We start from the raw sequence: 26009 nt of genomic DNA, 5'->3' as shown, positions 1-26009 counted from the left end.
TCACCAGCTGTGTTTGCTCACATACCGGACAGTCACTCACGCGTCACTCCTGCTAGAAAACCAGTGCTTAATTCTGTGCCATCAACGAACCCGATGCCGGCTCGCTACAACGGATTCTCTGTAAGGTCTCAGGCCGCCCCTGTCGGGACCTAGCGCCCGCCAACGCGGATCAAGCGGTCAAGCCTGAGCCGCTCGCGTTCATCGAAGAGTCGCCGGCCACCCCAGGAGACGGCCATCAAAGTGCCGAATCCGGTTCCAACGGTAATGGTCAGCATCACCAGTATCTGGTACTTGACCGCCACCGCCGGCGGGCTGCCCGCCAGAATCTGGCCGGTCATCATGCCGGGCAGACTGACAATACCCGCTGCCGCCATGGCATTGATGGCGGGCATCATACCGCTTCGCATGGCATGGCGACGGATATCCTCAAGCGCTTCGCGCCAGGTTTCGCCCAGCATCAACCGGTTTTCGATCACCGCGCGCTGATCCCAGACCGACTCGGTGAGCCGGTCAAGGCTCAGCGCCACGCCGGTCATGGTGTTGCCGAGCATCATGCCCAGCAGCGGTATCGCATACTGAGGGGCATACCAGGGCTCGGGGCCGATCACCACCACCAGGGTCAAAACCGTCACGGTAAACGAGGACACAAACATCGCCCCGGTACCGATACCGAAAGACCATATCCCCCTCAGGCGCCGCTGCTGCCGCGCCATGACTTCCCGACCAGCCACCAGCAGCATGATCAGCGCAAGCAAAGCGATCCAGTAAAATTCAGCCGAGGCAAATAGCGCTTCCAGCACCAGGCCAATCAGTGCCAGCTGGATCACGGTGCGGCTGGCGGCAATCAGCAGGCTGCGCGTAATGCCGAGCCGGGCGGCAAGACTGACACCGGCCAGTGCCAGAACAAGGAGCGCCACAAGGGCGAGTTTCCACCAGGCCAGATCAATGACTTCCATGCGCCACCTCCAGTTGGTGACCCACCAGCCGGTAGTGGCGGTCGGCCACCCGAAGAATCTGTGCCGAATCGTGCGCGACCCAGAACACGATGATATTGCGCCGTCGGATCTCGGCCTTCAGCCAGGCCTCCACCCGCTCGACCATTTCTTCGTCCAGATTGGCCGTGGGCTCATCCAGCAGCAGAACGGCGGGTTTACGGGCCAGCGCCCGCAGCAATGCCAGACGCTGTCGCTCACCGGATGATAACCGGACGACCGGCCAGGCCAGCACATCCGCAGGAAAGCCAAGGGCATCGGGCACTTGCGGTAGCGTCGGCTGAAAGTGCTCGCCAACCTGCTCGAACCACCACTGGCTGTCCGCCGGCACCATCATGACCCGCTGACGCCAGCGATGCCCTGGCACAGTTCCCTGCTCCATATCGTCCAGCCGAACCTGCCCCTGGTGAGGATCAAGATCGGCTATTGCCCGCAACAGGCGGCTCTTGCCACTTCCAGACGGGCCGGACAGGCATAGGATTTCGCCACCCTGCACCGCCAGACTCACGTCCCGCAGGGCGCCAACCGAAACCTGTTCCAGCGTCAATGTTGACAAGGGATTCCTCCCTGGTGGTCAGGACAGATCGTCCTGCCCCAGAAACAGTCGGATCATGCGGTCCGACAGAAAGACATGAGCAAAAGCGGGATAGGGCAAATAGTGAGACAACAACGTGGCGATGGCCAGCGTGTCGAGACCACTGACCGAATAGACCCAGGCGCCAAAAGCGGCAAATAACGCAGCCAGGAAACCACCGTAAATCCAGAGCATTCGTGATCGCTCTTCGGCGGTCGGCTCCCGCTTCAGTAGCCTGGCCACTGAAAACCCCATGTAGGCGGCAATCATCAGCGCGATGAGCACGGAGGCCAGCACGCCGGAGAATCCAAGCAGATAACGGCACAGATAGTTGGCCAAAAAGAACAGGACAACACCCGTTGCCGCGATCAGTGTGATTCGTGTTGTTTCCATAGCACCCTGCGTCATGAAGAGATCGACCCCACCAAAAATTCGCCTGTTAACGGTAAGTTACCAGCACGCTATCAGCCGAAGAATGGCAAAATCGAGGCTAACCTTCCAGCGCAAATCGCTCCAGAACGGTATACACGGAACCGCCACCGCCCTGTGTGCTCTGATACAGCACAAACTCCTGCACCGGAAAGGCACCAAAATTGGTGCTCTGGTGATCATCCAGCAGCGCCGCCACCGAACCACGCTGTTTCTTGAATCGGGCCAGGGTGACGTGGGGCCGAAAGGCACGTTGATCGAACTCGAACCCGAGCCCTCCAAGCACATCTTTTAACGCGGCCTGTAGTGCCAGCAGTGAGTCGCACGGGCTCACCCCCGCCCACAGATTGCGGGGTGACGCCGGTTGTCCGAAACACCCTATCCCGGATACCTCCAGATCAAATGCGGGCATCGCCAAGGCACGGACTTCGGCACAGACCTCAGCCACCCTGTCATCAGAAACCGGCCCCAGGAACAGCAGGGTCAGATGCAACTGCGCCGCGCTCTGCCAGCGGGCACCAGCCACGGGGGCCCTGACTTGCAGCAGGCGCTGCTTGATCTGGACAGGTATTTCGATCGAGAAGAACAGCCTCGGCACCGGGCTCACTCCTCGTAAATCATTTTGCGAACCATGCCGCCGTCAATGACAAAGTTCTGGCCGGTCACAAAGCCTGCCTGCGGGGAAATCAGAAAGCTCACCAGTGCCGCGACGTCGTAAGGCGTCCCCACACGACCCGCCGGATGCTGCTGATGATCAGGCTTGGTCAGCGGCTCAACAGGCTCGGAACCGCCCTGAAAGGCACGGGTGTCAATCCACCCGGGGCTGATGCAGTTGACCCGGATGTCGGGGCCAAGACTGATGGCCAGACTGTGTGTCAGCGCCACAATTCCGCCCTTGGTGGCGGCATAGGCTTCCGTGTTGGGCTCGGACTGTAACGCACGGGTGGAGGCCATATTTACGATGGCACCTCGGTGCTTGCGGAGCAGCGGCACCGAATGCTTGGCCACGAGAAAGGGCCCCGTGAGATTCACGTCCAGGCGTCGCTGCCAGCGATCCAGCGCCAGCTCCTCCACCGGCCCGGTTTCCGGATCGGCAATACCGGCGTTGTTGATTACCGCATCCAGACGGCCACCCCATTGATGCGCCAGCCGAACCATCTGCTCGACATCCGTCTCGCTGGCCACATCGCCGTGAATGAATTTCAGCCTGCCCTCGCCGGTTTCGGCCAGAGCTTCGCCCACCGGCGCATCGACATCGCTGAACGCCACCTTCCAGCCGTCGTCGGCCAGATGGCGCACAATCCCCCGTCCGATACCTTTGGCACCGCCGGTAACCAGCGCTACGCGTTCAGAGTGATTCATGGCAACTCCCACGGATTCATAGCGACGTATCTATCGTCGCGGCTTGTCGCCTGGCTGGCAAGCGATGACAGGAAATGAAGACAGGAAGGGTAAGCCAGCCGGGCGTGCGACTGGCTAATGGCGCTGACTTCAGTCGACGCGAGTGAGGGTCACATCGATGTTGCCACGGGTGGCGTTGGAGTAAGGGCATACCTTGTGCGCCTCATCGATAACCTTCTGGGCATCACCGTCGTCCATGCCCGGGAGGCTGATCTTCAGCTCCACTTCAATACCAAAGCCGGCTGGAATCTGGCCGATGCCGACAACCCCTTCGACGGACACCTCTTCAGGCAGCTTGATGCTGTCACGGCCGGCAACGAACTTCATGGCACCGATAAAGCACGCCGAATAACCCGCGGCAAACAATTGCTCGGGATTGGTTCCCTTACCGCCGGCACCACCCAGTTCCTTTGGTGTTGTCAGCTCAACATCAAGAATGCCGTCAGAGGAAATGGCGCGTCCGTCGCGGCCACCGGTGGCTTCGGCATAGGCACGATACAGAACCTGTTCAATCGACATGTCTTTCTCCTTTTCGCTTTGATTAATTCAACAACGCTCAAAAAAATTACGCACAACTAAATTGTCCACAACTTAAAAATAACAATGCGGCAGCCATTGTGCAAACAAAACCGCGGAATCATCCGCCGGCGTGGATCGCCGCGATGGCCAGAACCACGAGGGCGAACAGGAACCACCGGGCGTAAAAATCAGCCCTGCCCTCCCCGTCGCTTGCGGAAACCAGAGCCTGAGGTGCGCCCGTTTCGTACTCGCGAACCAGCTCCCGGGCACGGAACAGGTCCTCATCGTTGACGTGTACGTTGCTAAAACCGGCTGCCCCAATCTCCCCCATGGCGCCCTGAAGGTAATGACCGCCCACAAATGCCTCCACGCCATGGGCGCCGAGGAAACCGGCAACAATATGCGCTTCGGTAATGTCGCGGGCCCGATAGGCTATTTGCATGCAGCGGCTCCTTCTGTGATCTTTAAAGGCACCACCCTTTGTATGCCGGGTGTGCTTTTCAGCATAGTTCGCCCCATCACGAGGGGCCAATTCAACGAGGACCGCCCATGCTCTGGTTCCTTCTCGCACTGCTGCTGTTAGTGATCGCCGCCACCTATTTCCTGTTCCGGGTCGAGGACCTGTCGCACCTGGACGACCCACACCAACCCTTTCGGGGCGGGCCACCCAGTGACGAGCATCGGTACGTGCTTGGCCGCATACGCGAACTCGGGCAAAGTTCACGCGGGCTGCGGGGAAAGGCAAGGTTGCAGGCCCTGCGCACACACATGGACGCACTCAGCGACGGCCTGACGCTGGAATCGGAGTTCCGCCCGGTATCCCATCCACGGGGCGAGTGGGTTATCGCGCCCGGTGTGGATACCCGCCGACGGGCGCTGTACATCCATGGCGGGGCCTGGGCCGCCGGCAGCCCGAAGAGTCACCGCGCCATCACTGACCGTTTTTCCCGCATCGCCAATGCAGCGGTGTTTGCCGTGGATTACCGCCTGATGCCGGAACACCGCTACATGGATGGGGTACGCGACTGCCGGAAGGCCTATCGCTGGCTGCTGGAGAACGGGCCGGATGGTGAGTCGCCCGCGTCTTATTTGCTGATTGCCGGCGATTCTGCCGGCGGCAGCCACACCCTCGGGCTGCTGGGCTGGATCAAACACAAAGGGTTGCGTCAGGCAGACGCGGCGGTTGCCTTGTGCCCATCCACCGATCTGACCCTGACCGCCCCCAGCAATCGCGCCAACATCCAGACCGATCCCCTGTTAGGCCCCGCCTTCGGTGGCTTGTCGAAGGTGCCCCTGCCGGTAATCTGGTGGGCAACCCTGGCGGCGTTCCGGGTCTCGCCTCTGAGCCCGGTGGCCTCACCCTTGCGGGGCGATCTGCACAACCTGCCGCCGGTGCTGATTCACGCCAGTGATTCAGAAATGCTGCTTGATAATGCCCGACGCTACGCCGCCAAGGCGCGAGCCGAGGGATCGCCGGTGACCCTGCATACCTGGTCTGGCATGGTGCATGTGTGGCACATTTTTGTCCCGAAGCTGCCCGAGGCCGAGGAAGCCTTCGAGGACATTCAGGCATTCCTGCAGGAAGCGAAGTCTGACCAATCGGCCAACGAGGCGCGTGCGGCTCAGAGCTGAACCTTGCCGCGTAACGCCTTGGTTCTGCCTTTCTGGGTTTTCTTATCCAGGCGCTTTTTCTTCGCCGATTTGGAGGGTTTGGTGGGACGCCGGACCTTCTCGGTTTTGACCGCGTCCAGAATCAGTGCTTTCAGGCGTCGTAGCGCATCGTCCTTGTTCTTCTCGAGCGTGCGAAAGGTTTGCGCTTTAATAATGATGACGCCTTCTTTGCTGACGCGCTGATCGCTCAGCGCCATCAGGCGCTCCTTGTAAAACGGCGGCAGGCTGGAATGCAGCACATCAAATCTCAGGTGCACGGCAGAGGCGACTTTATTGACGTTCTGGCCGCCCGCGCCCTGGGCACGAATCTGGGTGATCTGGAGCTCCCAGTCCGGAATGGCAACGTTGTTGGATAATTTCAGCATTCGGACAGGGTACCAGAACCCGCAATGCAACGCCCTGAAACCAAGGAAGAAACCACAATGTGCGGACGTTTTACCTTCTACACGCCACCCGAAACCCTGATCGCGCGTTTCTTCCCCGACGGGCTGGACGTGGATGGTCATTTTGAGCCCAGCTACAACATCCCGCCCGGCGTCGCGATCCCGATGATTCGGATGACCATGGGCGGTCACCCCATCCTGGTAAAATCCCACTGGGGCTTCCAACCCGCCTGGGCCACCGGCAAAGCGCCGGCGCCGATCAACGCGCGGGCCGAAACTGTGGCGACATCACGGTATTTCCGGGACGCCTTCGCTCATCACCGCTGCCTGATTCCCGCCAACGGCTGGTACGAATGGCTTCAGACCGAGCACGGCAAGGAGCCGCACTATATCACGCCGGTGGATGCTGAGCAAAACCCGGCGATTTTCTTGGCAGGCCTGTGGACGCCCCGCGAAGGCGACGAAACCTCCACCTGCGCCATCATCACCGAGCCGGCCTGCGATTCCCTCAAGCACATCCACGACCGGCAACCGGTGGTGCTGGACCCGGGGTGTCTGCACGGCTGGCTGGATCCATCAACGACCTCTCGCGAGGCGATCCGGGCTGTCACGCAGCGGCTGCCCATGGAGCAGTTGAGAGAGTTTCCGGTGTCGGATGCGGTCAATAACCCCAGGCACAATTCCGAAGAGCTGATCGGCGGTGCCGGCGAACCGGCGTCCTGAACTAAACGTCGGATCAGCGCTTCTTGCGCACGTACAGCACCTTATGCACCCGGGCCACCACCTCTCCGTCTTCGTTCAGGACATCGACGTCCCATTCCGGCAGGTGTTTGTCGCCGCCTGCGGTGGCCTCACGAATCTCGTTAAGTCGTTCGTCGGTGAGTGAGAACCTGGCCGTGACGGTACCGGTTCCCGGGCGGATGAAGTCGATGCTCGCGAACTTGTCCCACACGATGTAATCGTTGCCCAGGCGCCGCATCAGCAGCAACATGTACATGGGGTCCACCATGCTGTAGAGGGAGCCGCCGAAGTGAGTGCCGACATAGTTGGTGTTGAACCGGTACTTGCGCATCTCGACGGTGGCAGAACTGAAATCCTCAGCGATGTGGGTGACTCGGATACCCGCGCCACGGTAGGGAATAAACGTTGCCAGCAGCAGGCGCATCCCCTTCGCACTGGAAAACCATTGGCGGATGTTTCGATTCATGGGTGGCTCCGACACACGGGGAAAATCAGGCATTTCAATCAGCAGCCTATGTTCCTCAAGCCGGACGCCCGTTGCAATGAAAACTTAAACGACCGTTTGAATTATCCGCACGCCTGTCACAAGCCGCTGACAGCCAACTGAATGGCAATGGCGGCCATCATCAGGCCAATCGCGCCATCAATGATGCGCCACGCCTTGGGACGCGACAGGATGGGAGCCAGGGCCGAGCCGCCCCACGCCACTAACGAGAACCAGAGCACAGAGGCGCTGCTTGCGCCCGCCACGAAGGTGGCCGGGTTCTCCTGCTGTGCCCCGATGGCCGGAATCAGCAGTAACGTATCCAGATACACCTGAGGATTCATCAAGGTCACGGCCAGGGTGGTAAAAAGCACGCCTCTGAGGCTGCGTTTGGTAATTTCACCCGCCTCCAGTGCCGCCCGCCCCCGACTTGCGCGGGTCAGCGCCTGCACCGCCATCCAGGCAAGAAACGCCACCCCGAGCCAGCGCATGATCTCAAGGGCCTCAGGCATGGCCAGCAGCGCGGCGCTGACACCAAACATGCCTAACGTCAGCAGCGCCACATCGGCCACCATGCAGAAGCCGGCCGACCACCAATGATGCTCACGGCGAATCGCCTGCCCCAGGATATAAGCATTCTGGGCGCCAATCGCCACGATGATGCCACCACACACAATCAAACCCGTCAGATAACTTTCCAGCACTGCGCAACCTCCCATTCAGAGGGCGCCAGCATATCGATTTCCCGGTATACTAAAAATTCATATTGATTATGCTGCATAAGATTATCTAATGATCGATTACAAACTGCTTGAAGCGCTGACAACGGTGATCGAGTGTGAGGGATTTGAGCGTGCCGGTGTGGTTCTGGGTATCAGCCAGTCTGCCGTATCACAGCGCATCAAAACGCTGGAAATCCGGCTCGGGCAACCGGTGCTGGTGCGCAGCCCTGCCCTCCGGGCAACCCCCGCTGGCCAAAGGCTGCTGAACCACGTTCAACAGGTCCAGCTACTGGAACGGGACCTGGCCAAATCGCTGCCCGCCATTTCTGAGCCCTCTGCCCGGCTGCGTGTCGCACTCAATGCCGACAGCCTGGCCACCTGGTGGGCCGACGTGGTCGGAGCATTCTGCAGTGACGAAGATGTGTTGCTTGACCTCGTCATCGAAGATCAGGATGTCGGCCTGCGACGCATGCGTGAGGGCGACGTCGCTGCCTGCCTGTGCAGCGCACCGCAACCGGTTGCCGGCGCCCGCAGTGTGCACCTGGGCAGCATGATCTACCGGCCGCTGGCCACCCCGGGGTATGTCCGGCGCCACTTTCCCCGGGGGTTCAATACCCGCGAGCTGGCGGAGGCCCCCGCTATTGTCTTTGGCCCCAACGATCAACTGCAGAACCGGTTTCTGTCTCAATGCGGATACCACGGCAGCGTTCCGCACCACCTGTGCCCGTCCTCTGAAGGTTTTGTAAAACTGGCCCTGGCGGGGATGGGATATGGCATGATTCCGGAAATGCAGGCGCAACAGGAACTTGAAGCAGGTACACTGGTAAGTATCACACCGGATCAGCCGCTGCAGGTTGAACTGTACTGGCACTTCTGGCGCCACAGCGGCGGCGTGATGGATCGCCTGACCCAGACACTGACAAGCGCAAACAGACTGAACTCATAAGGAGCCACGGAATGCTGACACTCATTGCCGGCCTGATCCTGTTTTTCGGGGTCCACTCGCTTTCGATCATCAACGAGCCCCAGCGGGATCGCTGGTGCGCCAAGCTGGGCGAAAACGCCTTCAAGGGGATAGTTTCCCTGCTGTCGCTGGCCGGACTGGTATTGATTGTGATCGGCTACGGCGCGGCCCGCATGGATCCGACCGTACTCTACACCCCGCCCACGGGGCTGCGGCACCTGGCCATGCTGCTGCTTGTGCCCGTCTTTCCGCTGCTGGTGGCCACCTATGTGCCCGGCCGCATCAAAGCCGCGGTAAAGCATCCGATGCTGGTGGCAGTCAAGCTGTGGGCACTGGCGCACCTGCTGGCCAATGGCATGCTGCACGATGTGCTGCTGTTCGGTTCGTTCCTGGCCTGGGCGGTGGTCGATCGTATTTCCATGAAGCGCCGCACCCAGCGGCAGGTGACCAAAGTAGCCGCCAGCAACAAGAACGACATCATCGCGGTGGTGGTTGGTCTCGCGCTGTACGTGCTCACCGTCATGTGGGCGCACCAGTGGCTGATCGGTGTGGCACCGGTCTAATCCGCGATGGATCATCTGGTCGCTGTCTACGGAACCCTCAAGCGTGGCCACTACAACAGCCACCTGCTTGAGGATGCAGTCTTTTTGGGAGAGGACACCCTTACCGCGCTGACGCTTTATGATCTTGGCGCCTTCCCCGGGGCATTGCTGCATCCCTCGTCAGGGGTGCAGGTGGAGGTCTATTCCGTTACCCGGGGCATCCTGTGGCAACTGGATGCCCTTGAAGTTTTTCTCCCGGACGCCCCGGAACAGAGTCTGTACTTGCGTGAGCAACTGCCGACACGCCATGGCACCGCCTGGACGTATATCTACAACCGGCCGGTGGAGAACCATCAGCGGATTGTGTCAGGCCTCTGGTGACTGGCCGGAACACTCCGGTTATTCAGTTGGGGTGCTTGGGTGCGAGGCCGAACCAGTGCGGGAAGCGCAGCAAACAGAACAGCGCAATCATGTCGTACACCGCATGCCAGACCATCACCAGCGACAGGCTGCCGGACACCACATACACGCTGCCGAGCAAAAGGCCCAGCCCGGTGGCGACCAGGAAATAGCTGAAGGACACGTAGTGGGCCAGGCCGAACAGAACCGAGGCGAGCCCCACCGCGGGATAAAGGCCAAGCTCGCCGGCCAGCCAGCCCTGCAAGGCAGCTCGGAACAGCAGCTCCTCGCCCACCCCGGCAAGAATACACAAAGCCAGAAGGGTCGGAGCGCCCAGCCCAAGCGCGAACGCACGGAGGGCGCGCATCTGCCGTTCCAGGTCATCTGGAAACAGGCCGGGGACTCGGGTGAGCAGGATCAGAAAAAGATAGGTGGCCAGGGCGCCCAGACAGCCCCAGAAAACACTGGCCGTGCCAGCGAGGCCATCGTTCTGCACGGGAATGTCGAGGATCAGAATAGCCAGCAGCCCCACGACACCGATACCGCCCTGAAACACCAGGGCGGTGCGCGATGACATGGCGCCGCGGGACTTACCGGCCGACATTCAGGACTCGAACAGACCCTTCACCGGGAACAGGTCGTCGTATTCCGGCTGCTGTTTCTGAGCCTTGGCCTGGAACGTTTTCATCATATCCCCCGGGCGGAACATGCCCGCTTGCCAGGTGGCCATGTAGCGCAGGCTGTCTTCCACCGAATGGTCACGGGTGAAGTTGATCATTTCCTTGCAGCCCGTCACCGCCAGCGGCGAATTGGCCGCGATCTGACGGGCAATGCCCATCACCGCATCCAGCAGCGCTTCCTGAGACGGATACACAGCATTGACGAAGCCCAGGTTCCGGGCTTCCTGGGCAGAAAACTTGCGGCCGGTATACGCCAGCTCACGCACCACGCCCTCGGGCATCAATTTGGGCAGCCGCTGCAGCGTGCCCACGTCGGCGGTCATGCCCAGTTCGGTTTCCTTGATGGTGAAGTAGGCGTCGTCGGTGCAGTAACGGCTGTCGGCCGCACACACCAGATCCAGCGCGCCACCAATACAGCCACCGTGAATGGCCGCCAGAACCGGCAGGCGGACTTTTTCCAGAGAGCTCACGGTGTCCTGAATCTGCAGCACCACCCGACGCAGGTTCTCGGCCATGCGGCCGGGATCGCCGGTCATGGGAATAGATTTGGTATCGCTGAACACGCCCAGATCCATACCCGCAGAGAAATGCTTGCCAGTGCTTGAAATCACAATGACCCGCGCGTCGGTGTTGGCCTCGATGTCCTGCATGCAGCGCGGCAGCTCAAGCCAGAACGCCTTGTTCATGGTGTTCAGCTTATCCGGACGGCTGAACTGAACGTGCGCGATGTAATCGTTCACTTCGACGTTGAAGCTTTCGTAGGTAGCGAGCTCAGACAAGACAGGACTCCTTATCGATGATGTTGTTTCCGCCAGGGCACCCCGGCCTTTTTGGCAATACCGCATGATGTCCCAGCCAGTGGCCCACTAACAAGCCGGGCCGATCAATTTTTTCCGCCGCTATCGTCGCGACCGTCAGTCTGAGGCCGCCGCGCACGCCGACAGAATTTCATCGGCCAGAGCCCGGGTGGCAGGCCCGGCGCTGTCCCTGTCGGCAAACACCAGAAACAGCGGTTCGGTCCGTCGGGCGCCTTCGGCGAGAGGAATTGGGCGCAAAGCGCCGCTGGCCAGTTCTTCCCGGATGTGCTCCTGCGGTAACCACGCGAACCCCAACCCCTGTTTCACAAACTGAATAGAGGTTTTCAGATGGGACACGGTCCAGCGCTGCTCGGCACCAAGCCAGCCGCTGTCCTGGCTGCGCTTGAGTCCGGAATCGCGAACCACAAACTGACGATAACGCGCCAGGTCTTGATGGGTAAGGCGCCCTTTCAGCTCAAACAGCTCGTGATCGGGGCTGGCCACAGCCACAAATTCCAGATTGAGAATTTCGGTCCCCCAGAACCCCACAGGGGGCCGGTGCACCACGGCGAGATCAGCCTGCCCGTTCATCAACGCCTCCTGGGTGCCGGACAATACAGATTCGGTCAACTGAACCCGGGTAGGGTTGTCGCGGGTGACAAACCGCTCCATGGCCGACGCCAGCCTGGCCGGAGGAAACACCACGTCGACGGCCAGGCGAACCTCTGGCTCCCACCCCTGATCAATGCCCGCGGCCAGTCGCTCGAGGCTGTCCATTTCCGTCAGCAAGGCCCGGGCACGGCGCAACAAAACCTCGCCGGCGCTGGTCAGTCGGGCGCGTCGCCCCTGCTGCTCCAGCACGTCTGCGGGCAACTGTTCCTGCATGGTTTTCAGGGCGTAACTGACCGACGACTGGCTTCGGTTTAACGCCTCGGCAGCTCGGGCAAAACTGCCCTCATCCACCACGGCAGCCAGGATCGCCCATTGCTCAAGCGTGGTTTTTGGTAGTCGCACAGCTCATCCCATCGGATTTTTTGATATTTATAACGCAATAATAGCGCCATTCAATCCGTTTTTTACAGATATTCTAGCTGCATCTTCCCTATGAATGAGCAAGCAGGAGTTGAGAAATGACCAACGCAATGATTCAGAAAACCCTTTCTACCTCGGCCGGCTTTGCGCCCCTGGCCCTCAGAGTTCCGGCCGGCATTATCTTCATGGCCCACGGTGCCCAGAAGCTGTTCGGCTGGTTCGACGGTTACGGGCTGGAGGGCACCGGGCAGTGGATGGCGTCGATTGGCCTGGAGCCCGGCTGGTTGATGGCACTCGGTGCAGGTAGTGCGGAATTTTTTGGTGGCCTGGCCCTGTTGCTGGGCCTGCTGGTCCGCCCCGCTGCAGCCGTTCTGGCGCTAACCATGCTGGTGGCCATTTTTGCCGTACACATTGGCAATGGACTCTTCATGAGCAACAACGGCTACGAGTTCGGTCTGGCTCTGCTGGCGGTCTCTGTTTCCCTGCTGCTCTCCGGTGCGGGCCGGCTGTCGGTAGACCGAACACTGGACAAACTTGCCGTATAACGGGGGCCGGCCCATGCTAAGGAGACACCTGATGGATGCAGCGCGATGGCACAGCTTTTAAAGGCAAGAAACGGAGAAGTGGGCGGCATTCCCGTCGCCCGCTGCCTCCCCACGGTCGGGCGGCGGCAGATTGGCGCCTGGTGCTTTCTCGACCACATCGGGCCCGTGACTTTTGGCGAAGCCGAAACCGGGCTTCGAGTGGCGCCTCATCCCCACATCGGCCTGCAGACCTTTACCTGGATGATTGAAGGCGAGCTGCTGCACCGGGACAGCTTGGGCACCACCCAACCCATTCGCCCGGGTCAGGTGAACCTGATGACCGCCGGGCACGGCGTCAGCCACACCGAAGAGTCCTTGTTCGGGGAGCGCGCCCTGCACGCCGCGCAACTCTGGATTGCCCTGCCCGAGGCCGACCGCAATATCCCGGCACGCTTCGACCACTACGACTCTCTGCCATCCTGGCAGGCTCAGGGGGCGAGCTGGACCCTGCTGACCGGACAATATGGATCCCGCTGCGCTGACACACTCCAGTATTCGCCCCTGATCGGCTTGGACATCGACTGCGAACTGGCGCAGGAGATCGATTTAATCCTGGAACCGGGTTTCGAGTACGGCATCGTGCCCCTGACCGGTGCCTGCACCATCAACGATGAACGCTTCAACACCGACGAACTCGCCTATATCGAAGGCAATCTTGACCAACTGAGGGTAACCTGCGAGCCACTGACCCGCCTTTTGCTGATTGGCGGCCTGCCGCTTCGAAAGGAGGTCGTCATGTGGTGGAATTACGTGGGTTATGAAAGAGCGGAAATTGTTGAAGCGGAAACCGACTGGGAAAACCAGAGCCCCCGCTTCGGCGAGATTCCCGACTGGCCGGGAGAACGCACCGAGGGGCCGCCATCGCCCTGGCGTCGCTAGGCCTCGCTGGGTTCCTCGGTATCCACGAGCCGGGCACGCACCCGCGGGAGGTATTCGGGGTAGTGCTCCTGCACAAAGGTGATCAGTCCTTCCCGGACGGCGCATCGCAGGTCCCAGGTCTGGCTGGAGTTCCGGGCGCTCATCAGAAAACGCACCTGCATGGTCCGATCGTCGGTATCCGTGACCTGGACCGTTTCCACCTGGCCATCCCACTCCGAGGTCTGGCGTAGCAATCGGCCAAACTCCTCCCGCAGCGGATGTATTGGCATGTGATAATCCACCCGGATAAACACTGTTCCCAGCAACTCTGAGGAATTCCGGGACCAGTTCTGGAACGGGTTTTCGATGAACCACTGCAGCGGCACCACCAGCCGGCGCAGGTCCCACACCCGAAGCACGACGTAGGTAGCCGTTACCTCCTCGACCCAGCACCACTCCCCCTGCACGTAGAGCACATCGTCAATCCGAAAGGGTTGCGTCAGGGCGATCTGCATACCCGCCAGCAGGTTACCCAGCACCGGCCTGGCCGCGAAGCCCAGAATGATGCCACCAACACCGGCCGACGCCAGCAGAGAACCGCCCACATGCCGGACCGGCTCGAAGGTCATCAGCGCGGCGCCCAGCCCGACAATGACGATCAGTATGTTCAGCGCGCGCACCAGAAAGCGGGTCTGGGTTTCGACTTTCCTGGCCCGCTTCCACTCCCCCTCAAGCACGGGGTTGAGCATGACGATAACGTCCCCGATCGCCGAGGTGCACCGAACCAGAGCCCAGGTCACAGCCAGAATAAGCAGCAGTGTGGTGATGTGCAGTATCTGGGACAGCCAGATCAGTTCCGGCGGCGATGACCCCAGCACCACGTTGAGGACGAGCAGGCAAACCACCACACTGAGCGCGCGGGATGAGGCATCCAGAAACAGGCGGGGCACGGTTTTCCGGTGGGTGAGCCGGTGGATAAGCGCCAGCGTCAGGTGAAACAGCCCGTAGGTGACGATGACAGATAATACCGCCGTCAAAGCGGGATAGAACCACGCGGTCGCACCCGCCTCAAAGTAATCCAGCATATCTTCTTCCGTCCGCCTGCTTTGTTGTTGAAGATAGCAGCCAGCGCACTGCGCTGTAGCCAAAACCCGGGTAAGATTTCACTCAAGCCCTTAATTTTTGGCAGACTTCACAATCCACTGCCATGCTTAAGGCACACAGTGAATAAAATGAAACCAACAGGGATCACGCGGGGGAGCTCATGTACAGCAAGATACTGGTACCAGTGGATCTGGAACACTTGGACAAGCTATCCAAAGCTCTGAGCACAGCCATTGATATCGCCAAGCACTACAACGCGGCGCTTTGTTACCTCTCCATTACCAACACAACGCCCTCGGCTGTCGCGCACAATCCCGAGGAGCTGGCCGAAAAAATGGAAGAATTTGCCGAAGAACAGGGCAAGTCCCATGGCGTTCGGACCAGCAGCATGGTGATCACGACACCAGACACCGCGGTGGAGCTGGACAAAAAACTGCACCAGGCTGTGAAGGACACCGGTGTCGACCTGGTGGTGATGGCCTCCCACCCGCCGGGCCCTGGTGATCGTCTACACGTGCTGCATTCCAATGCCGCTAATCTGGTCAAGCATACGGACGTCTCGGTATTTGTCGTACGCTGAAGGCACCTATTCGGCTTTAAACCGGCCCTGGTAGCGATTACCAGGGCAGCTCCTCACCGTTGCTGTGCCAGAATGAGCCGGAATTTTCCAGGTCCAGCTGTCCGATGCGCTCGGCCAGACCTTTAGCCGCCTCTTCTGGCGTAATCAAACCACCGAAGTTCACCATCCGGGTCTTCACATAGCCCGGGTGCAGCTGTGCGACAGCGATGCCCTTCGGTTTCAGATCGACCGCCAGGGACTTCCCAAAGGCGTTCAGCGCCGCCTTGGACGCCCGGTAGCCGTAGCGGCCGCCCGAATCGTTGTCGGCGATGGAGCCCATACGGCTGGTGATGTTGGCGATTTTGCCGCCGGAAGGGATCTGGGAAACCAGGGCTTGTGCAACCCGAAGCGGTGCGTAGGCATTGATTTCCATCTGGGTTCGAATGGAGTCGAAATCGATGCTGCCGAGCTGCTCATCCTGCAACAAGCCCGCGTTGTTGATCAGCAAATCAATCTGCTCACCTTCGAGCGCGGTCTTCAGTGTATTGATGCCGTTTTCGGTGGTTACATCCACGCCATCGATCACTCGATCGGCAACCTCCGAAAGCTCATCCGATGGCGACCGGCAAACGCCGATCACGGCGCAGCCGGCACCTGCGTAATGCCGCGCCAGCTCCAAACCAATCCCCCGATTGGCCCCTGTAATCACGACTGTTTTGTTCTCGGACACAACAACCTCCTTCCGTTTTCAGCGGGGCCGAACCAGAAACCAGCTGGCCAGAACCAGCGCCCCGAACAGTGAATAGACGACGATGAACACCCACTCTGGCGCATCGTAATAAAGAATGGCGTGCAGCCAATGCTGGACGAACGAGCCGTCGTAGGTGGCGGCCCCCGCCTTCCGGCGCAGAGCCATTTCCCAGGTGGTCAGCGGGCAGATAACACCAAGCCAGGACTGCAGCACTACCACGCCGATGGCGACAAGATGGGCCCGTCGAAACCAGACGTTTCGTACCCAGTGCCAACGAAGCGCACCACCAAGCAGAATCAGCACCAGTCCGAGCACAACAAACGCCACGAACAACACATGCAACACCAGCAGCGCATCCGCCAGAATCAGGTAAAACTGCTCAGTTACCATCTCAACCACACCCGCGTCGGGTCAATAAGGGATCGGACGATTGTCAGGCATCGGATACCCCCGCCCTCACCGAAATGCGTACGTTGGCCAACAGATACGAACGCTGGCGACCGGTCACAGGCCTGAACCTGTCCCGACACACCCAAGTGTAGTTGATGACCGGATTGCGCCGCCGGCGGCTGTCAGGGGATATCCGGGCAGGGGCTGCGTCAGCGGTGGGAAATCTCGGCTTCAAGGGAACGGGCCAATTGCTCCATCCGCTCCAGGCTGATGTCGGCCTTCTCGATAAAGTCCGGTTCAAACTGGGAAGCATCGGCCCAGTAGCGGCCGGAAATATCGCACCGCTTGGCCAGCTTGATCAGCCCAAGGTCGCGCAACTCGAATCCGAGGCGGGTCCACTGTTCCGACAGCCTGGCCTCGGTGTCATGGGACGGTTGGCCGGTTTCACGAACCTGACGCAGGTAGGTTGCGGTGCTTCGGGACGCGACGATCACAGATCTCAGCGCATCCACCGACTGCTGCTTCCGTTGCTCACCCGCCCGGTTGAGATTCGCCAGCCAATGCCGGAGATGTTTGATCAGTTCCCAGAGACTGCGCCCGGTTAACGGCTCCATCCAAACTCCCTTTGATTTCCTGAGGTAACCGTCAGGCAGTGTACCTCGAACCGCCGGAAAATGGCGGCGACGAGTCACGCTTGCCTGCCAATCACTCAGACCGTGAGCCACGCCATGGAACGGTTGTGCAGTTTTCACTATTTTTGTCGGACAATTAAGGATTCAACACCAACAATAACGATGGATCGAATGCGCAGAATCAACCGCCGGCGTTTACTTTCGGCCGCGGTGTGCACATGCCTTCTGGTGCTGGCCACGGGCGTGGCGCAGGTTTCAGGAGCCGAACCCGCGCCGGATTTTGACCTCCGTGACAAGCGCTGGGGTGCGGGCGAGGTGCATACCCTGGATGGCCACTGGCAGTTCTCGCGGGGAGCCTTTATTGATCCGTCGGCCCCGCACCGTGATCCGCAGGCAAGACCCACTGATTTTGCGGTACCGGGGTTCTGGAATGAGCCCCCTCTGAATCAGGAAACCTTCGGCTTCGGCACTCTGCACACACGGGTCCAGGTGCCACCTGACCAAACGCTTTACCTCGCTGTATCGGATATTCCCGCGGCCTACCGGCTGTTCGTCAATGGTGAACTCCTCACCGCCGTGGGGCGACCTGCGCGCACGAAAGAACAGGAAATCCCCCAGTTTCTGCCCCGTGTGGTCCCACTGGAAACCGGCGAAGGGCTTCTGGATATCGTCATCCACCTGTCCAATCACCATTACAAACAGGGCGGCATCCGCCGAAGCGTGCAGATCACGGACGAAAGCGGGTATCTCTGGCTCAAAGACTGGCCGCTGGTTTTCGACCTGTTTCTGAGCAGTTCCCTGATCACCATCGGGCTGGTTCTGCTGGCCCTGCGGCTCAGGGGCAACGGGGCCAGGGCCGCGCCGCTGCTCGGGTTATTCAGCATTGTGATTGGCACCCGGGCCTTGCTGGTGGGCGAACGGATTCTGTACCGGGTGGACTGGCTGTCGTGGCAATGGTTGCAGAAGCTGGAACACGTGTTGCTGTATTTTGGTGTCTCCGCCTTTACCGGCTACCTGTTCCTGCTGTACGCCGGACATATGCACCGGGCCCTGCCAAGAGTGACCCTTCTGTGCTGCGGCGTGCTGGCCTTGTTTACCATCGCACTACCAACCCACCTGGCCACACAGACGGTTACGCCCTTCAAGTGGGGCGCACTGGCGCTTTGCGGCTGGTTTATCGCAGTCTACCTGCCCCGCCTGCGTGAACTGGGCCCCGGCTGGCCGTGGTTTTACCTCAGCATGGCCGTACTGACCCTGACGCTTCCTCTGGATCTGATCATGAACCACTGGCAGATCCATAATCGCCCGGTCATGCACTGGAGCCTGATTCTGTTTGTCGTGTTCCAGGTGGTTTACCTCTGGCGTTTGCAGGATGCTGCGCTGCGCCCATCGCGTTTGCCGTCCGGAAACGTCATGTCATGGCTCGATCCAGTGCTGCCCCGCCCGGCACTTCAGACCAGCGCCCTGGCCGGACAACATCCGGAACAGCCGCAACGCGATACCACTCCGGCAGCAGACGCCCGCTCGTCGGTCGCGCCCGGCGCCGCCGCCCGAAAAGCACCATCGAACACGCCAGAGGATACCCGGGCGGTGCTCGTGGAGCTGCTGCGCAGGTCGCTCAACCTGTGGGAACGACACAGTGGCAAAAGCAAAATCCAGTTGGCTGAAGACAGCGGTTGCTGGCGCGTGTACCTGGACGGCAGCACCCCGAAAACCCGCACACTCGACAAATACCTGAACGAACGCACCCTGCCCCGAAACCCACGATGGCGGCTGGTGGTTCGAACCGCCAACCACGTCATTGCCCAGTGCCCACTCGCCCCGCAGGAGCGCTCCGAACTGGAACGCCTGATCGCCAGAGTCGAGCACAACCTGAACTGAGCAACCGCCTGGCGCACCGTGAACAGGATCACAGCGCCCGTTGAATTTGACCTGTTTTTGCCCTTTTTTGACCGGTTTTCCCAGTGCCGTTGCGGCTCCCAGACCAGACACTGGCATTGCGCCCTAGCAATCAACAGGGCCGTCCCGCCCAGCGGGACCAACCTCTAAGACCGTTCACAATAAAAGGACACGATTCATGAAAACGGCCATTGAACGCCTGACGTATGCTGCCATCCTGTGGTTTTTCGTGCTCAGCGGCAGTGCCCATGCCCAATACAGCCAGATCTTTGTATTTGGCGACAGCCTGTCGGATAACGGCAACCTGAAAGCCTTCCTGCAATCACCCACCCTTCCGGAGCGCTTCACCAATGGCCCGGTCGCGATGGAACTGGTCGCCGCGCAGCTGGGCCTGAGCCTCAAGCCCTCGTTCCATCTGCTGCCACCTGCAGCAGTTGGCGGACAATACGGCAACAACTACGCCGTTGCTGGCGCAATTGCCATTGACGAAGATGGCGACGAAAGCACCTTTGATATCAACCTGCCCACCCAGGTGAACCTGTTCCTCGCCCTGAACGGCAATTACGCACCAAGTGATGCTCTGTATGTGGTGTTCATTGGTGGTAACGATCTGTTCGACATTCAGGACCTCTTGCTCACCGAAGGCTTCAACGGCCCGGCCAAGGCTCTGGAACGCCTGGATGAAGCCGCCCGTTCGGTAGACAGCCAGATCCGCAAGCTCGCCAGCGCCGGTGCCCGTCACTTCCTGCTGGTCAACGCTCCGGATGTCGGCGCCACCCCGCTGACCGACATCAAGGTTGCCCAGGCTCTGCCGCTGGCGACCAACAAGTATCAGCGCCGGTATATTGAGAAGCTTCCGTCAATCAGCCGCCTGGTCGCTCAGATCTACAACACCGGCCTGGCCTACATTGCGGAATCCGCCCGCTACGATCTTGGCGTTCAGGTAACCGAATTCAGCCTGTTTGGATTCCTCGATGACACCATCGCCAACGCGGTTGAGTACGGTTACACCAATACCGAAGACGCCTGCATCTTCCTCAACACCCAGGGTGGTGCCCCCAACCCGATGTGCGACGTCAACAGCTTTGTGTTCTTCGATGAGATCCACCCAACGGCCGTCACCCATCAGCGTGCAGCCGCGGCGGTTCTGGAAGCCCTCGCCAACTGAGTATTGCCCGCAAACAAAAAGCGGCGCCCGGGGCGCCGCTTTTTTTTGCTCCATCTGTTATCAGTTATTCAGCGTTTCATACACCACCCGTGACAGGTTGTAGCGAGAGCCCCACTGGCCGTTGAACCGCACCCAGCGGACCTTGGTGCCCCAACTCCACCACTTGGACTCGGTCTTGGTCTGGAAGTCCACAGTGATGCCATTGCGGCTGAAGTTGTTCTTCACCGTGGTGAACTCGCTGCCGGTGTCATTATTGATCACGCCACTGTGGTTGGTTTTCTCGCCCATGATTACCGGGAAGTGGTTGTACCAGATACCGGCCGGCGACTTGCTCACGGTTTTCAGCTCGCCGTTATTGGCAACGTTCCGGTCACAGGTGTCGTAGGCGCCTGCTGTGGTTGCACCACAAGCGCTGTGCAACGGCACGACGCTGTCATCCATGCCTGACAGAAAAGGCTTGGTGGCACCCGCGTACTGCCAGCCGGTACCCACAAAACGCATTCTGGGCACACCGCTGTTTGCGGTGGCGAGATTCCGGGCCCGGCTGGGCTGCAGGTCGTACAGCACCCCCAGCTGGCCTCTCTGAGGATCAAAGCCCAGGAAGGTGCGAATGGCTGAGCGCTGGGCACTGTTCACCCAGCCTTCGCCTTCAGACACTCCAACGGCCACATCCGCCAGTTCGGTACCACCACCTGCGCCAGCAAAATCCAGTACCGCCAGCACCTTGATCTTGGAGCTCAACCCCCAGGCCCCAAGGTTACGGATGGCATAGCGCGTCACAAGATCGCCCGTGGAGTGCGTGACAAACACGCAACCATTAGCGCAGGTGCCCGCGTTGGCGATGCCGGTCAGCTGACGGCGAATGTCGTCCTTGATGCCGCCGGTAACCCGCTCGGCGGATGACCAGTAAAGCACCTTCTCGGCACGTCCGGACTGGTTCCAGTATTCCGACCAGTAACTGTTGGCCAAGGACTGCAAGCTGCTGTCGCTGGGCCGGTTTTCGATGTCACTGGCGCGAAATCCATGAACCAGTACAACGTTCTTCCCGGCAAGCTTGGCTTGGGAGAGACTGGCCATGGCCAGCAAAATGGTAAAAACGCATAGTCGTTTTATTGTTCTCATTAACGGTTCCCTGTGTGGTAACTATTGGCTTTGTTGTTCGCGCATCCTGCGCACTACCACTTCCCTTGGGGACCAATGAGCGTTATTGGAACAGATTAATCAGCAATAACCGCCTCTACAGCCGGCCCAGCGACCTGAGGAATTCCAGGCGCTCCTGCTGCAACGGATCTTCATAGGGCACATCCTTGAACGCCCCAAATTCAAAACCCTCAACAGCAAAACTACTGCGGTCAGGCATTCCATACAGATCAAATGCCTCCCCGATTTCTGCGGCACGAGTGATCGAAACATCGTTCAACAAGTAAGGCCCCTCATCGCCGGCCACTTTCAAAGCAGCGATATGGGCTTTCAGCGATAGCTGGGCAGACGGCGACCCAAGCGGGCCTTCGGCCTCCAGGTGCACCAGCGGTTCACCGGTGCTCTGGCTGTAAAGGTTGACGCCGATGAAGTAATAACCGGGGCGCTGCACACTGAAATCCAGGGGAATCACCAGGTACTCCCCGCTGACCCGGCTGGGCTGAACCCCGGTTAGGCGTGCAACGGCGGACTGGTAGCGAATGGGGGTGGAGACAAACAACTGCTCGCCGGAAACGGTCACCACCGCCTGTACCTGCAGCTCCTCGGGCCATTCGTCATTACGCACTCGCCGCGTGTCCAGCGCCGTCAGCCACTGGCCCCGGTAGTCGGTCACTTCCTTGCTCATCAACACATTGCCCTGACGGTCCGCCAGCCGCACGGTCATGGCGGAGGCTTCCACGCCCTTGTCTGATATCACCGTGACCGCCACGGGAATCAGCTCATCGGAGAAGTACACGTACTTGTCCAGATCAATGCTCAGGCGCACGGTTTCGTCATTCATCAACTCGAACGGCAACGCGGTACTGGAGGGGCTTCGATCAGCGCGGAATTCGTTGAGATCGGCACCTTTGGGAATGGGCCGGGAAAACGGCGGGAAAGCCATATTCTGCGCGTACAAATCCGCCACCTGCATGAGATGGGCTTTCAAGGCCTCATCCTCATAAGGGTTGGCCTCTTCCTCAGGGTCGGTTCCAGCGGTTTGCGGCGCGCCCGGCTGTGAAGCGGGGGCGTCAGGCTGGTTTTTGGCGGGCGCAGCGGAAGCGGCCGGTGTGGGCGCGGTCATCGTTTGATGGGACGTTGGGGAAGAATCGGCAGCGAAGTAAAACGTTGCAGCCACCAACAGGCACAGAGAGCACACTGCAGTCGCCAGAAATTGCCATTTCCGTCTGGTCATGGGAGTCCGCCTTTTCGTTGTTTTTGTATTCCCTTACAACAGGCCATCTCACCTGCTGGCAGGTGGACTCCGTGTGGCGCTTACAGCAGTTTGACGCTAGGGCAAAGCGCCCTACCCATCAAGGTCAAAATAGGTAAATTCCCCGAACTCAGTTTAGAAACAAGAAGATAAAAAGAGCCGACAGTGATGGAAGCAAGGCCTGAGCCGACTGATTGTCACCGACCTCACGATCGCAGAGCCCACTCCACCGCCTTGGCGGCATGAATTCTGGCGGTGTCATACAGCGGGATGTCGGTATCGTCCGGTGTAACCAGCAGACCGATTTCAGTGCAGCCGAGAACAATGGCCTCGGCACCGGACTCAGTGAGTCTTTCCATAATGCCCAGGTACTGCTGACGGGACTCCTCCCGAATCCTGCCCTGGCATAACTCCTGAAAAATAATCCCGTGCACCAGCTTCCGATCCGCAGGCTCCGGCGTGAGAACCTCGAGCCCGTGTCGGGCTGCCAGGCGCCCTTTGTAGAATGACTGTTCCATGGTGAAGGAGGTACCCAGCAGGCCAACGCGCCGGACCCCCTCCGCCAGAAGCACCTCCGCCGTGGCATCGGCGATGTGCAACACGGGCACCCGAACCGACTGTTCAACCTCGGAAAATACCCGGTGCATGGTGTTGGTGCCCATCAGGATAAAATCCGCACCGCCCTGCTCCAGTCGGCCTGCCGCCTGGGCCAGTTCCTCTGCGATACCGTCCCAGTTTCCCTCGCGCTGCATTACTTCCAGCGGCGCAAAGTCCAGGCTATTCAGCAGCACGCGGGCGGAGTGAAGCCCGCCCAGAGCAGACTTCACCAGCTCATTCATCACCCGGTAATAACTCGCCGTGCTTTCCCAGCTCATGCCGCCAATCAGGCCAATGGTTTTCATGACTGCTCCCTATGCTCGATCCACCCGAGGATCACCACGTTATACAACCTGCGCAGGCAGACGCATACCCATCGGCACACCCCTGGCCCCGGCATCCGGGACCTGGATATTCTTGTTAACAACCTCGGTATTTTCAATCCGACGCCGTTCGCAGACATAGACGACGCAACGTGGCCAGGGCATCGCCCCCGCTGCTTATTGGCGAAAGTCGGCGGTAATCCGGCCGAGGGCATTTAGCTCGGCCTCGTGCGGCTCATCCCTGAAGGTTTCCTGCAGGGCGTCCTCGTACCAGGCGACCATCGCCGGGTGCGCCAGCATTCGCTCAACGTAGGCCGTGGCTTGCGGACTCACAGAGATACCAAAGGTTTGAAAACGAAAGACCACCGGCGCATAGAAGGCATCCACCGCCGAAAACTCCGGGCCAGCCAGGAACGGGCCGCCAAACCGGCTCAGCCCCTCCTGCCAGAGCGCATCGATTCTGGCGATATCGCGGCTCAGAGCCGGCGTCACCTCATGCAGCTCAACCCGTTGGCCGCAGGTCATGGTGCATTTGCTACGCAGCTCCGCAAACCCCGAGTGCATTTCCGCACTGGCGCTGCGTGCCCAGGCCCGGGCTTGTGAATCGGCTGGCCAGACACCCTCGTGTTTTTCGGCAAGATACTCGATGATGGCCAGCGAATCCCACACCACCAGATCGCCATCAAACAGGCACGGTACCAGCCCAGAGGCATTGAGCTTGCGGTATTCCGCCCAGTCCTCTTCCATGCCAAACCGGTGCAGTACCTCTTCAAACGGAATGCCCAGCGCTTTCACCAGTAGCCACGGGCGAAGTGACCAGGAGGAGTAATTCTTGTTTCCGATGTGCAAGGTGTACATTAAGGTGATCCTTTCCCTGTTCGATGGCTGTAAATAGTAGGCCCGGACGCATACCGGCACCTACCCTTGACTCAAGAGACGAGACGATTCATGGAGAATCCCGTGCTCAACCGCAAAGCTTCCCTCAGGCTGAATGTCTGCACCTCATTATTGGCCCTTCTGCTTTCAGTCGCCGTCGCGACCGAAGCCAGCACTGCCTGCCAAACAGGCGACCCCATGCCGTCGGAAATGGCCGGCGGTATGGTCAACGATGGTTCCTGCCCGGAGGGTAGTATCGCGCACATAGGTACCAACGAAGTCTGGGATCGCGACGGCCAGGACATCCGCATCCGCCGACCCTCCGCGAGCACGACCGGTGACCTGCTGATACTCGTTCTGCACCGCACGGACGATATCCTGCCGTTCGCCGTCAACGGATGGCAGAGGGCCGCCGAATGCTACAAAGAAAACAACGGCTACGACTGCCTGACGGTGGCTGACTGCACCGAGATCAAGGGCTCCTACTGTTATCGCTTCGAGAATAAATACCGTGGCCGTGATCTGGCTCAGGTGGTGTTTATCCGCCAAGTAAGCTCCAGCGAGCCTGACACCTACACCTTCGACCTGGACACGGATGCCGGCGGCCAGCCTGGCTGGGCTATCCTCACCGCCGTTCGCGGTGCTGATCCCAGAAACCCGGTGCGGGACTGGTCCCACGAAGGTTGTGACCAGAACGCAGACAGCGCCTTTCCATCGGTCTATGGCCTCAAAGGCGACATGGTGCTGCTGTCCCAGTCCTTTGACGACGCTGTCAGCCAACGTCGATTTGGCGCACCCCGCGGCACGACAAGCTTTGGGTACGTCAGCAACAGCGATGAGGCCGGCTTCCTGTTTGGCGGTATTCTGTCTTCCGATGGACCCACCGGCGTCATGAAAACCCGTGGCGACGGCGCGTCCGACTGTAAAGACGCTCTGGTGTCACTGACCATCCGGCCGCAGTGATTCCTGCGCCGACCATGATCACCGGGTGGATCAGTGCATGGAGTGATCCATCTCCTGATCCATGCTTTGCTTATCGCCCATCGGCTCTTCATCGAGGGATTCCACGGACAGCTCGACGTCCATGGTGTCCGCTCCCTTGAAGTGCAGTTTCAGCGGTAAACGCTCCCCTTCTGCCAACGGCGCGTTCAGCTGTTCCAGCATCAAGTGGTGACCGTGCGGTTTCAGCTCAACCGTCGTGCCGGCCGGAATCACCAGCCCGCCATCAACCGGCTGCATCTTCATCATGCCGTCTTTCATGGTGGTTTGGTGAATGGAAACACGCGCCGCCCGTGGCGTTTCAGCACCCGTCAATGTGATGTTTGCTGAACCGGTGTTGGTGATCACCAGATAACCCACCCCTATCGGGGTGCCCGGCGGTGTTGGCCGGCTCCAGGGGTGATCGATACGAAGCGCGTCAGCCTGGTACTCATGGGCGTGGGCAAAAGTGGCAAGCAACATCAACAATACAGCGGCGATGGGTTTGGCAGTCACGGGCACAGAATCCTTGGTGTCGGGAATTGGTCTGAGCCTAATGCAAGTGCCT

The 26009-nt window shown here is 59.9% G+C and carries 33 protein-coding genes; 11 read left to right on the top strand and 22 right to left on the bottom strand.

Translation table 11 applies throughout. The features are described 5' to 3' along the window. Positions 1–149: 149 nt before the first annotated feature. The 7 genes from LPB19_RS08460 to LPB19_RS08430 form a co-directional block, all read right to left on the bottom strand. Positions 150–956 (bottom strand): ABC transporter permease, encoded by an 807-nt coding sequence (locus tag LPB19_RS08460; protein WP_206645618.1) that lies wholly within the window; start codon positions 954–956, stop codon positions 150–152. After that, positions 943–1548 carry an ABC transporter ATP-binding protein gene (locus LPB19_RS08455; RefSeq protein WP_206645617.1) on the bottom strand — a complete coding sequence of 202 codons (606 nt, stop codon included), beginning with the start codon at positions 1546–1548 and terminating at the stop codon, positions 943–945. The genes LPB19_RS08460 and LPB19_RS08455 overlap by 14 nt, the downstream gene beginning before the upstream one ends. Positions 1549–1566: 18 nt before the next feature. After that, positions 1567–1959, bottom strand: coding sequence for a hypothetical protein (locus LPB19_RS08450; RefSeq protein ID WP_206645616.1), 393 nt, complete (start codon positions 1957–1959; stop codon positions 1567–1569). Positions 1960–2056: 97 nt separating this feature from the next. Then, entirely contained in the window at positions 2057–2593 is a 537-nt protein-coding gene (gene thpR, locus LPB19_RS08445) for an RNA 2',3'-cyclic phosphodiesterase (protein WP_206645615.1), read from the bottom strand. Positions 2594–2598: 5 nt separating this feature from the next. Continuing rightward, positions 2599–3357, bottom strand: a complete 759-nt coding sequence (locus LPB19_RS08440; protein WP_206645614.1) for an SDR family oxidoreductase — start codon at positions 3355–3357, stop codon at positions 2599–2601. 129 nt (positions 3358–3486) lie between these two features. Continuing rightward, a complete protein-coding gene (locus LPB19_RS08435) occupies positions 3487–3915 on the bottom strand; it encodes an organic hydroperoxide resistance protein (protein ID WP_206645613.1) in 429 nt (142 codons plus the stop codon). Between the two features lie 118 nt (positions 3916–4033). Beyond that, a complete protein-coding gene (locus LPB19_RS08430; protein ID WP_206645612.1) occupies positions 4034–4357 on the bottom strand; it encodes a putative signal transducing protein in 324 nt (107 codons plus the stop codon). A 107-nt stretch (positions 4358–4464) separates the two neighbouring features. On the opposite strand from LPB19_RS08430, the gene LPB19_RS08425 reads away from it, so the two are divergent. After that, positions 4465–5547 (top strand): alpha/beta hydrolase, encoded by a 1083-nt coding sequence (locus LPB19_RS08425; RefSeq protein WP_206645611.1) that lies wholly within the window; start codon positions 4465–4467, stop codon positions 5545–5547. Here the strand turns inward: LPB19_RS08425 and arfB are convergent. After that, on the bottom strand, positions 5538–5951 hold the full coding sequence (gene arfB / locus LPB19_RS08420; protein WP_206645610.1) for an alternative ribosome rescue aminoacyl-tRNA hydrolase ArfB: 414 nt from the start codon (positions 5949–5951) through the stop codon (positions 5538–5540). The two genes, LPB19_RS08425 and arfB, sit on opposite strands and share 10 nt — an antisense overlap. Before the next feature lie 24 nt (positions 5952–5975). Here arfB and LPB19_RS08415 point away from each other — a divergent pair, with 24 nt between their 5' ends. Continuing rightward, positions 5976–6692, top strand: coding sequence for an SOS response-associated peptidase (locus tag LPB19_RS08415; RefSeq protein WP_228289245.1), 717 nt, complete (start codon positions 5976–5978; stop codon positions 6690–6692). A 13-nt stretch (positions 6693–6705) separates the two neighbouring features. On the opposite strand, the gene LPB19_RS08410 is transcribed toward LPB19_RS08415, so the two are convergent. Both LPB19_RS08410 and LPB19_RS08405 read right to left on the bottom strand, forming a co-directional pair. Further along, the gene (locus LPB19_RS08410; RefSeq protein WP_206645609.1) at positions 6706–7176 is read right to left on the bottom strand and encodes a DUF4442 domain-containing protein; all 471 of its coding nucleotides are present in this window, start codon (positions 7174–7176) and stop codon (positions 6706–6708) included. A gap of 116 nt (positions 7177–7292) precedes the next feature. Next, on the bottom strand, positions 7293–7898 hold the full coding sequence (locus tag LPB19_RS08405) for a LysE/ArgO family amino acid transporter (RefSeq protein ID WP_206645608.1): 606 nt from the start codon (positions 7896–7898) through the stop codon (positions 7293–7295). Between the two features lie 88 nt (positions 7899–7986). Between LPB19_RS08405 and LPB19_RS08400 the strand changes: the two genes are divergently transcribed. The 3 genes from LPB19_RS08400 to LPB19_RS08390 are packed head-to-tail and all read left to right on the top strand — an operon-like array spanning position 7987 to position 9803. Further along, a complete protein-coding gene (locus tag LPB19_RS08400) occupies positions 7987–8862 on the top strand; it encodes a LysR family transcriptional regulator ArgP (RefSeq protein ID WP_206645607.1) in 876 nt (291 codons plus the stop codon). 11 nt (positions 8863–8873) lie between these two features. Next, a complete protein-coding gene (locus LPB19_RS08395) occupies positions 8874–9443 on the top strand; it encodes an NnrU family protein (protein WP_206645606.1) in 570 nt (189 codons plus the stop codon). 6 nt (positions 9444–9449) lie between these two features. Then, entirely contained in the window at positions 9450–9803 is a 354-nt protein-coding gene (locus LPB19_RS08390) for a gamma-glutamylcyclotransferase family protein (RefSeq protein WP_206645605.1), read from the top strand. 22 nt (positions 9804–9825) lie between these two features. Here the strand turns inward: LPB19_RS08390 and LPB19_RS08385 are convergent, their stop codons facing one another. From LPB19_RS08385 to LPB19_RS08375, 3 genes are all read right to left on the bottom strand, one after another. After that, positions 9826–10425 (bottom strand): CPBP family intramembrane glutamic endopeptidase, encoded by a 600-nt coding sequence (locus LPB19_RS08385; RefSeq protein ID WP_228289244.1) that lies wholly within the window; start codon positions 10423–10425, stop codon positions 9826–9828. Further along, positions 10426–11280, bottom strand: a complete 855-nt coding sequence (locus LPB19_RS08380) for a crotonase/enoyl-CoA hydratase family protein (RefSeq protein WP_206645604.1) — start codon at positions 11278–11280, stop codon at positions 10426–10428. It lies immediately after the preceding gene. Positions 11281–11415: 135 nt separating this feature from the next. Beyond that, the gene (locus tag LPB19_RS08375) at positions 11416–12312 is read right to left on the bottom strand and encodes a LysR family transcriptional regulator (RefSeq protein WP_206645603.1); all 897 of its coding nucleotides are present in this window, start codon (positions 12310–12312) and stop codon (positions 11416–11418) included. 116 nt (positions 12313–12428) lie between these two features. Between LPB19_RS08375 and LPB19_RS08370 the strand changes: the two genes are divergently transcribed. Further along, entirely contained in the window at positions 12429–12875 is a 447-nt protein-coding gene (locus tag LPB19_RS08370; protein WP_206645602.1) for a DoxX family protein, read from the top strand. Positions 12876–12920: 45 nt separating this feature from the next. Further along, positions 12921–13793: a pirin family protein gene (locus tag LPB19_RS08365; protein WP_206645601.1), complete on the top strand. Its 873-nt coding sequence runs from the start codon at positions 12921–12923 to the stop codon at positions 13791–13793. Here LPB19_RS08365 and LPB19_RS08360 read toward each other — a convergent pair. Next, positions 13790–14857, bottom strand: coding sequence for a mechanosensitive ion channel family protein (locus LPB19_RS08360; RefSeq protein ID WP_206645600.1), 1068 nt, complete (start codon positions 14855–14857; stop codon positions 13790–13792). The genes LPB19_RS08365 and LPB19_RS08360 overlap by 4 nt on opposite strands. 179 nt (positions 14858–15036) lie before the next feature. On the opposite strand from LPB19_RS08360, the gene LPB19_RS08355 reads away from it, so the two are divergent. Continuing rightward, positions 15037–15456 (top strand): universal stress protein, encoded by a 420-nt coding sequence (locus LPB19_RS08355; RefSeq protein ID WP_206645599.1) that lies wholly within the window; start codon positions 15037–15039, stop codon positions 15454–15456. A 37-nt stretch (positions 15457–15493) separates the two neighbouring features. On the opposite strand, the gene LPB19_RS08350 is transcribed toward LPB19_RS08355, so the two are convergent. The 3 genes from LPB19_RS08350 to LPB19_RS08340 all read right to left on the bottom strand — a co-directional run bounded on the left by LPB19_RS08350 (position 15494) and on the right by LPB19_RS08340 (position 17190). Further along, positions 15494–16165, bottom strand: coding sequence for an SDR family oxidoreductase (locus LPB19_RS08350; protein ID WP_206645598.1), 672 nt, complete (start codon positions 16163–16165; stop codon positions 15494–15496). A gap of 18 nt (positions 16166–16183) precedes the next feature. Beyond that, on the bottom strand, positions 16184–16576 hold the full coding sequence (locus LPB19_RS08345; RefSeq protein ID WP_206645597.1) for a DUF2784 domain-containing protein: 393 nt from the start codon (positions 16574–16576) through the stop codon (positions 16184–16186). Positions 16577–16785: 209 nt separating this feature from the next. Further along, entirely contained in the window at positions 16786–17190 is a 405-nt protein-coding gene (locus LPB19_RS08340) for a hypothetical protein (protein WP_206645596.1), read from the bottom strand. A gap of 189 nt (positions 17191–17379) precedes the next feature. Between LPB19_RS08340 and LPB19_RS08335 the strand changes: the two genes are divergently transcribed. Together LPB19_RS08335 and LPB19_RS08330 are read left to right on the top strand one after the other, a co-directional pair. Next, positions 17380–19089, top strand: a complete 1710-nt coding sequence (locus LPB19_RS08335) for a hypothetical protein (RefSeq protein WP_206645595.1) — start codon at positions 17380–17382, stop codon at positions 19087–19089. A 196-nt stretch (positions 19090–19285) separates the two neighbouring features. Then, the gene (locus tag LPB19_RS08330) at positions 19286–20275 is read left to right on the top strand and encodes an SGNH/GDSL hydrolase family protein (RefSeq protein WP_206645594.1); all 990 of its coding nucleotides are present in this window, start codon (positions 19286–19288) and stop codon (positions 20273–20275) included. A gap of 60 nt (positions 20276–20335) precedes the next feature. Here LPB19_RS08330 and LPB19_RS08325 read toward each other — a convergent pair whose 3' ends face one another. The 4 genes from LPB19_RS08325 to LPB19_RS08310 all read right to left on the bottom strand — a co-directional run bounded on the left by LPB19_RS08325 (position 20336) and on the right by LPB19_RS08310 (position 24445). Next, on the bottom strand, positions 20336–21397 hold the full coding sequence (locus LPB19_RS08325; protein ID WP_206645593.1) for a hypothetical protein: 1062 nt from the start codon (positions 21395–21397) through the stop codon (positions 20336–20338). A gap of 115 nt (positions 21398–21512) precedes the next feature. Beyond that, positions 21513–22649, bottom strand: a complete 1137-nt coding sequence (locus LPB19_RS08320; RefSeq protein ID WP_206645592.1) for a hypothetical protein — start codon at positions 22647–22649, stop codon at positions 21513–21515. Between the two features lie 224 nt (positions 22650–22873). After that, the gene (locus tag LPB19_RS08315) at positions 22874–23569 is read right to left on the bottom strand and encodes an aspartate/glutamate racemase family protein (protein WP_206645591.1); all 696 of its coding nucleotides are present in this window, start codon (positions 23567–23569) and stop codon (positions 22874–22876) included. A gap of 195 nt (positions 23570–23764) precedes the next feature. After that, the gene (locus LPB19_RS08310) at positions 23765–24445 is read right to left on the bottom strand and encodes a glutathione S-transferase family protein (protein WP_206645590.1); all 681 of its coding nucleotides are present in this window, start codon (positions 24443–24445) and stop codon (positions 23765–23767) included. A gap of 102 nt (positions 24446–24547) precedes the next feature. On the opposite strand from LPB19_RS08310, the gene LPB19_RS08305 reads away from it, so the two are divergent. After that, positions 24548–25426, top strand: a complete 879-nt coding sequence (locus LPB19_RS08305; RefSeq protein ID WP_206645589.1) for a hypothetical protein — start codon at positions 24548–24550, stop codon at positions 25424–25426. 30 nt (positions 25427–25456) lie between these two features. Here LPB19_RS08305 and LPB19_RS08300 read toward each other — a convergent pair whose 3' ends face one another. Further along, positions 25457–25957: a copper chaperone PCu(A)C gene (locus LPB19_RS08300; RefSeq protein ID WP_228289243.1), complete on the bottom strand. Its 501-nt coding sequence runs from the start codon at positions 25955–25957 to the stop codon at positions 25457–25459. Between the last annotated feature and the right edge of the window lie 52 nt (positions 25958–26009).

The sequence above is a fragment of the Marinobacter salinisoli genome, assembly GCF_017301335.1.
Taxonomy (GTDB): Bacteria; Pseudomonadota; Gammaproteobacteria; order Pseudomonadales; family Oleiphilaceae; genus Marinobacter; species Marinobacter salinisoli.
This window is presented reverse-complemented; position numbering and strand designations above follow the sequence as displayed.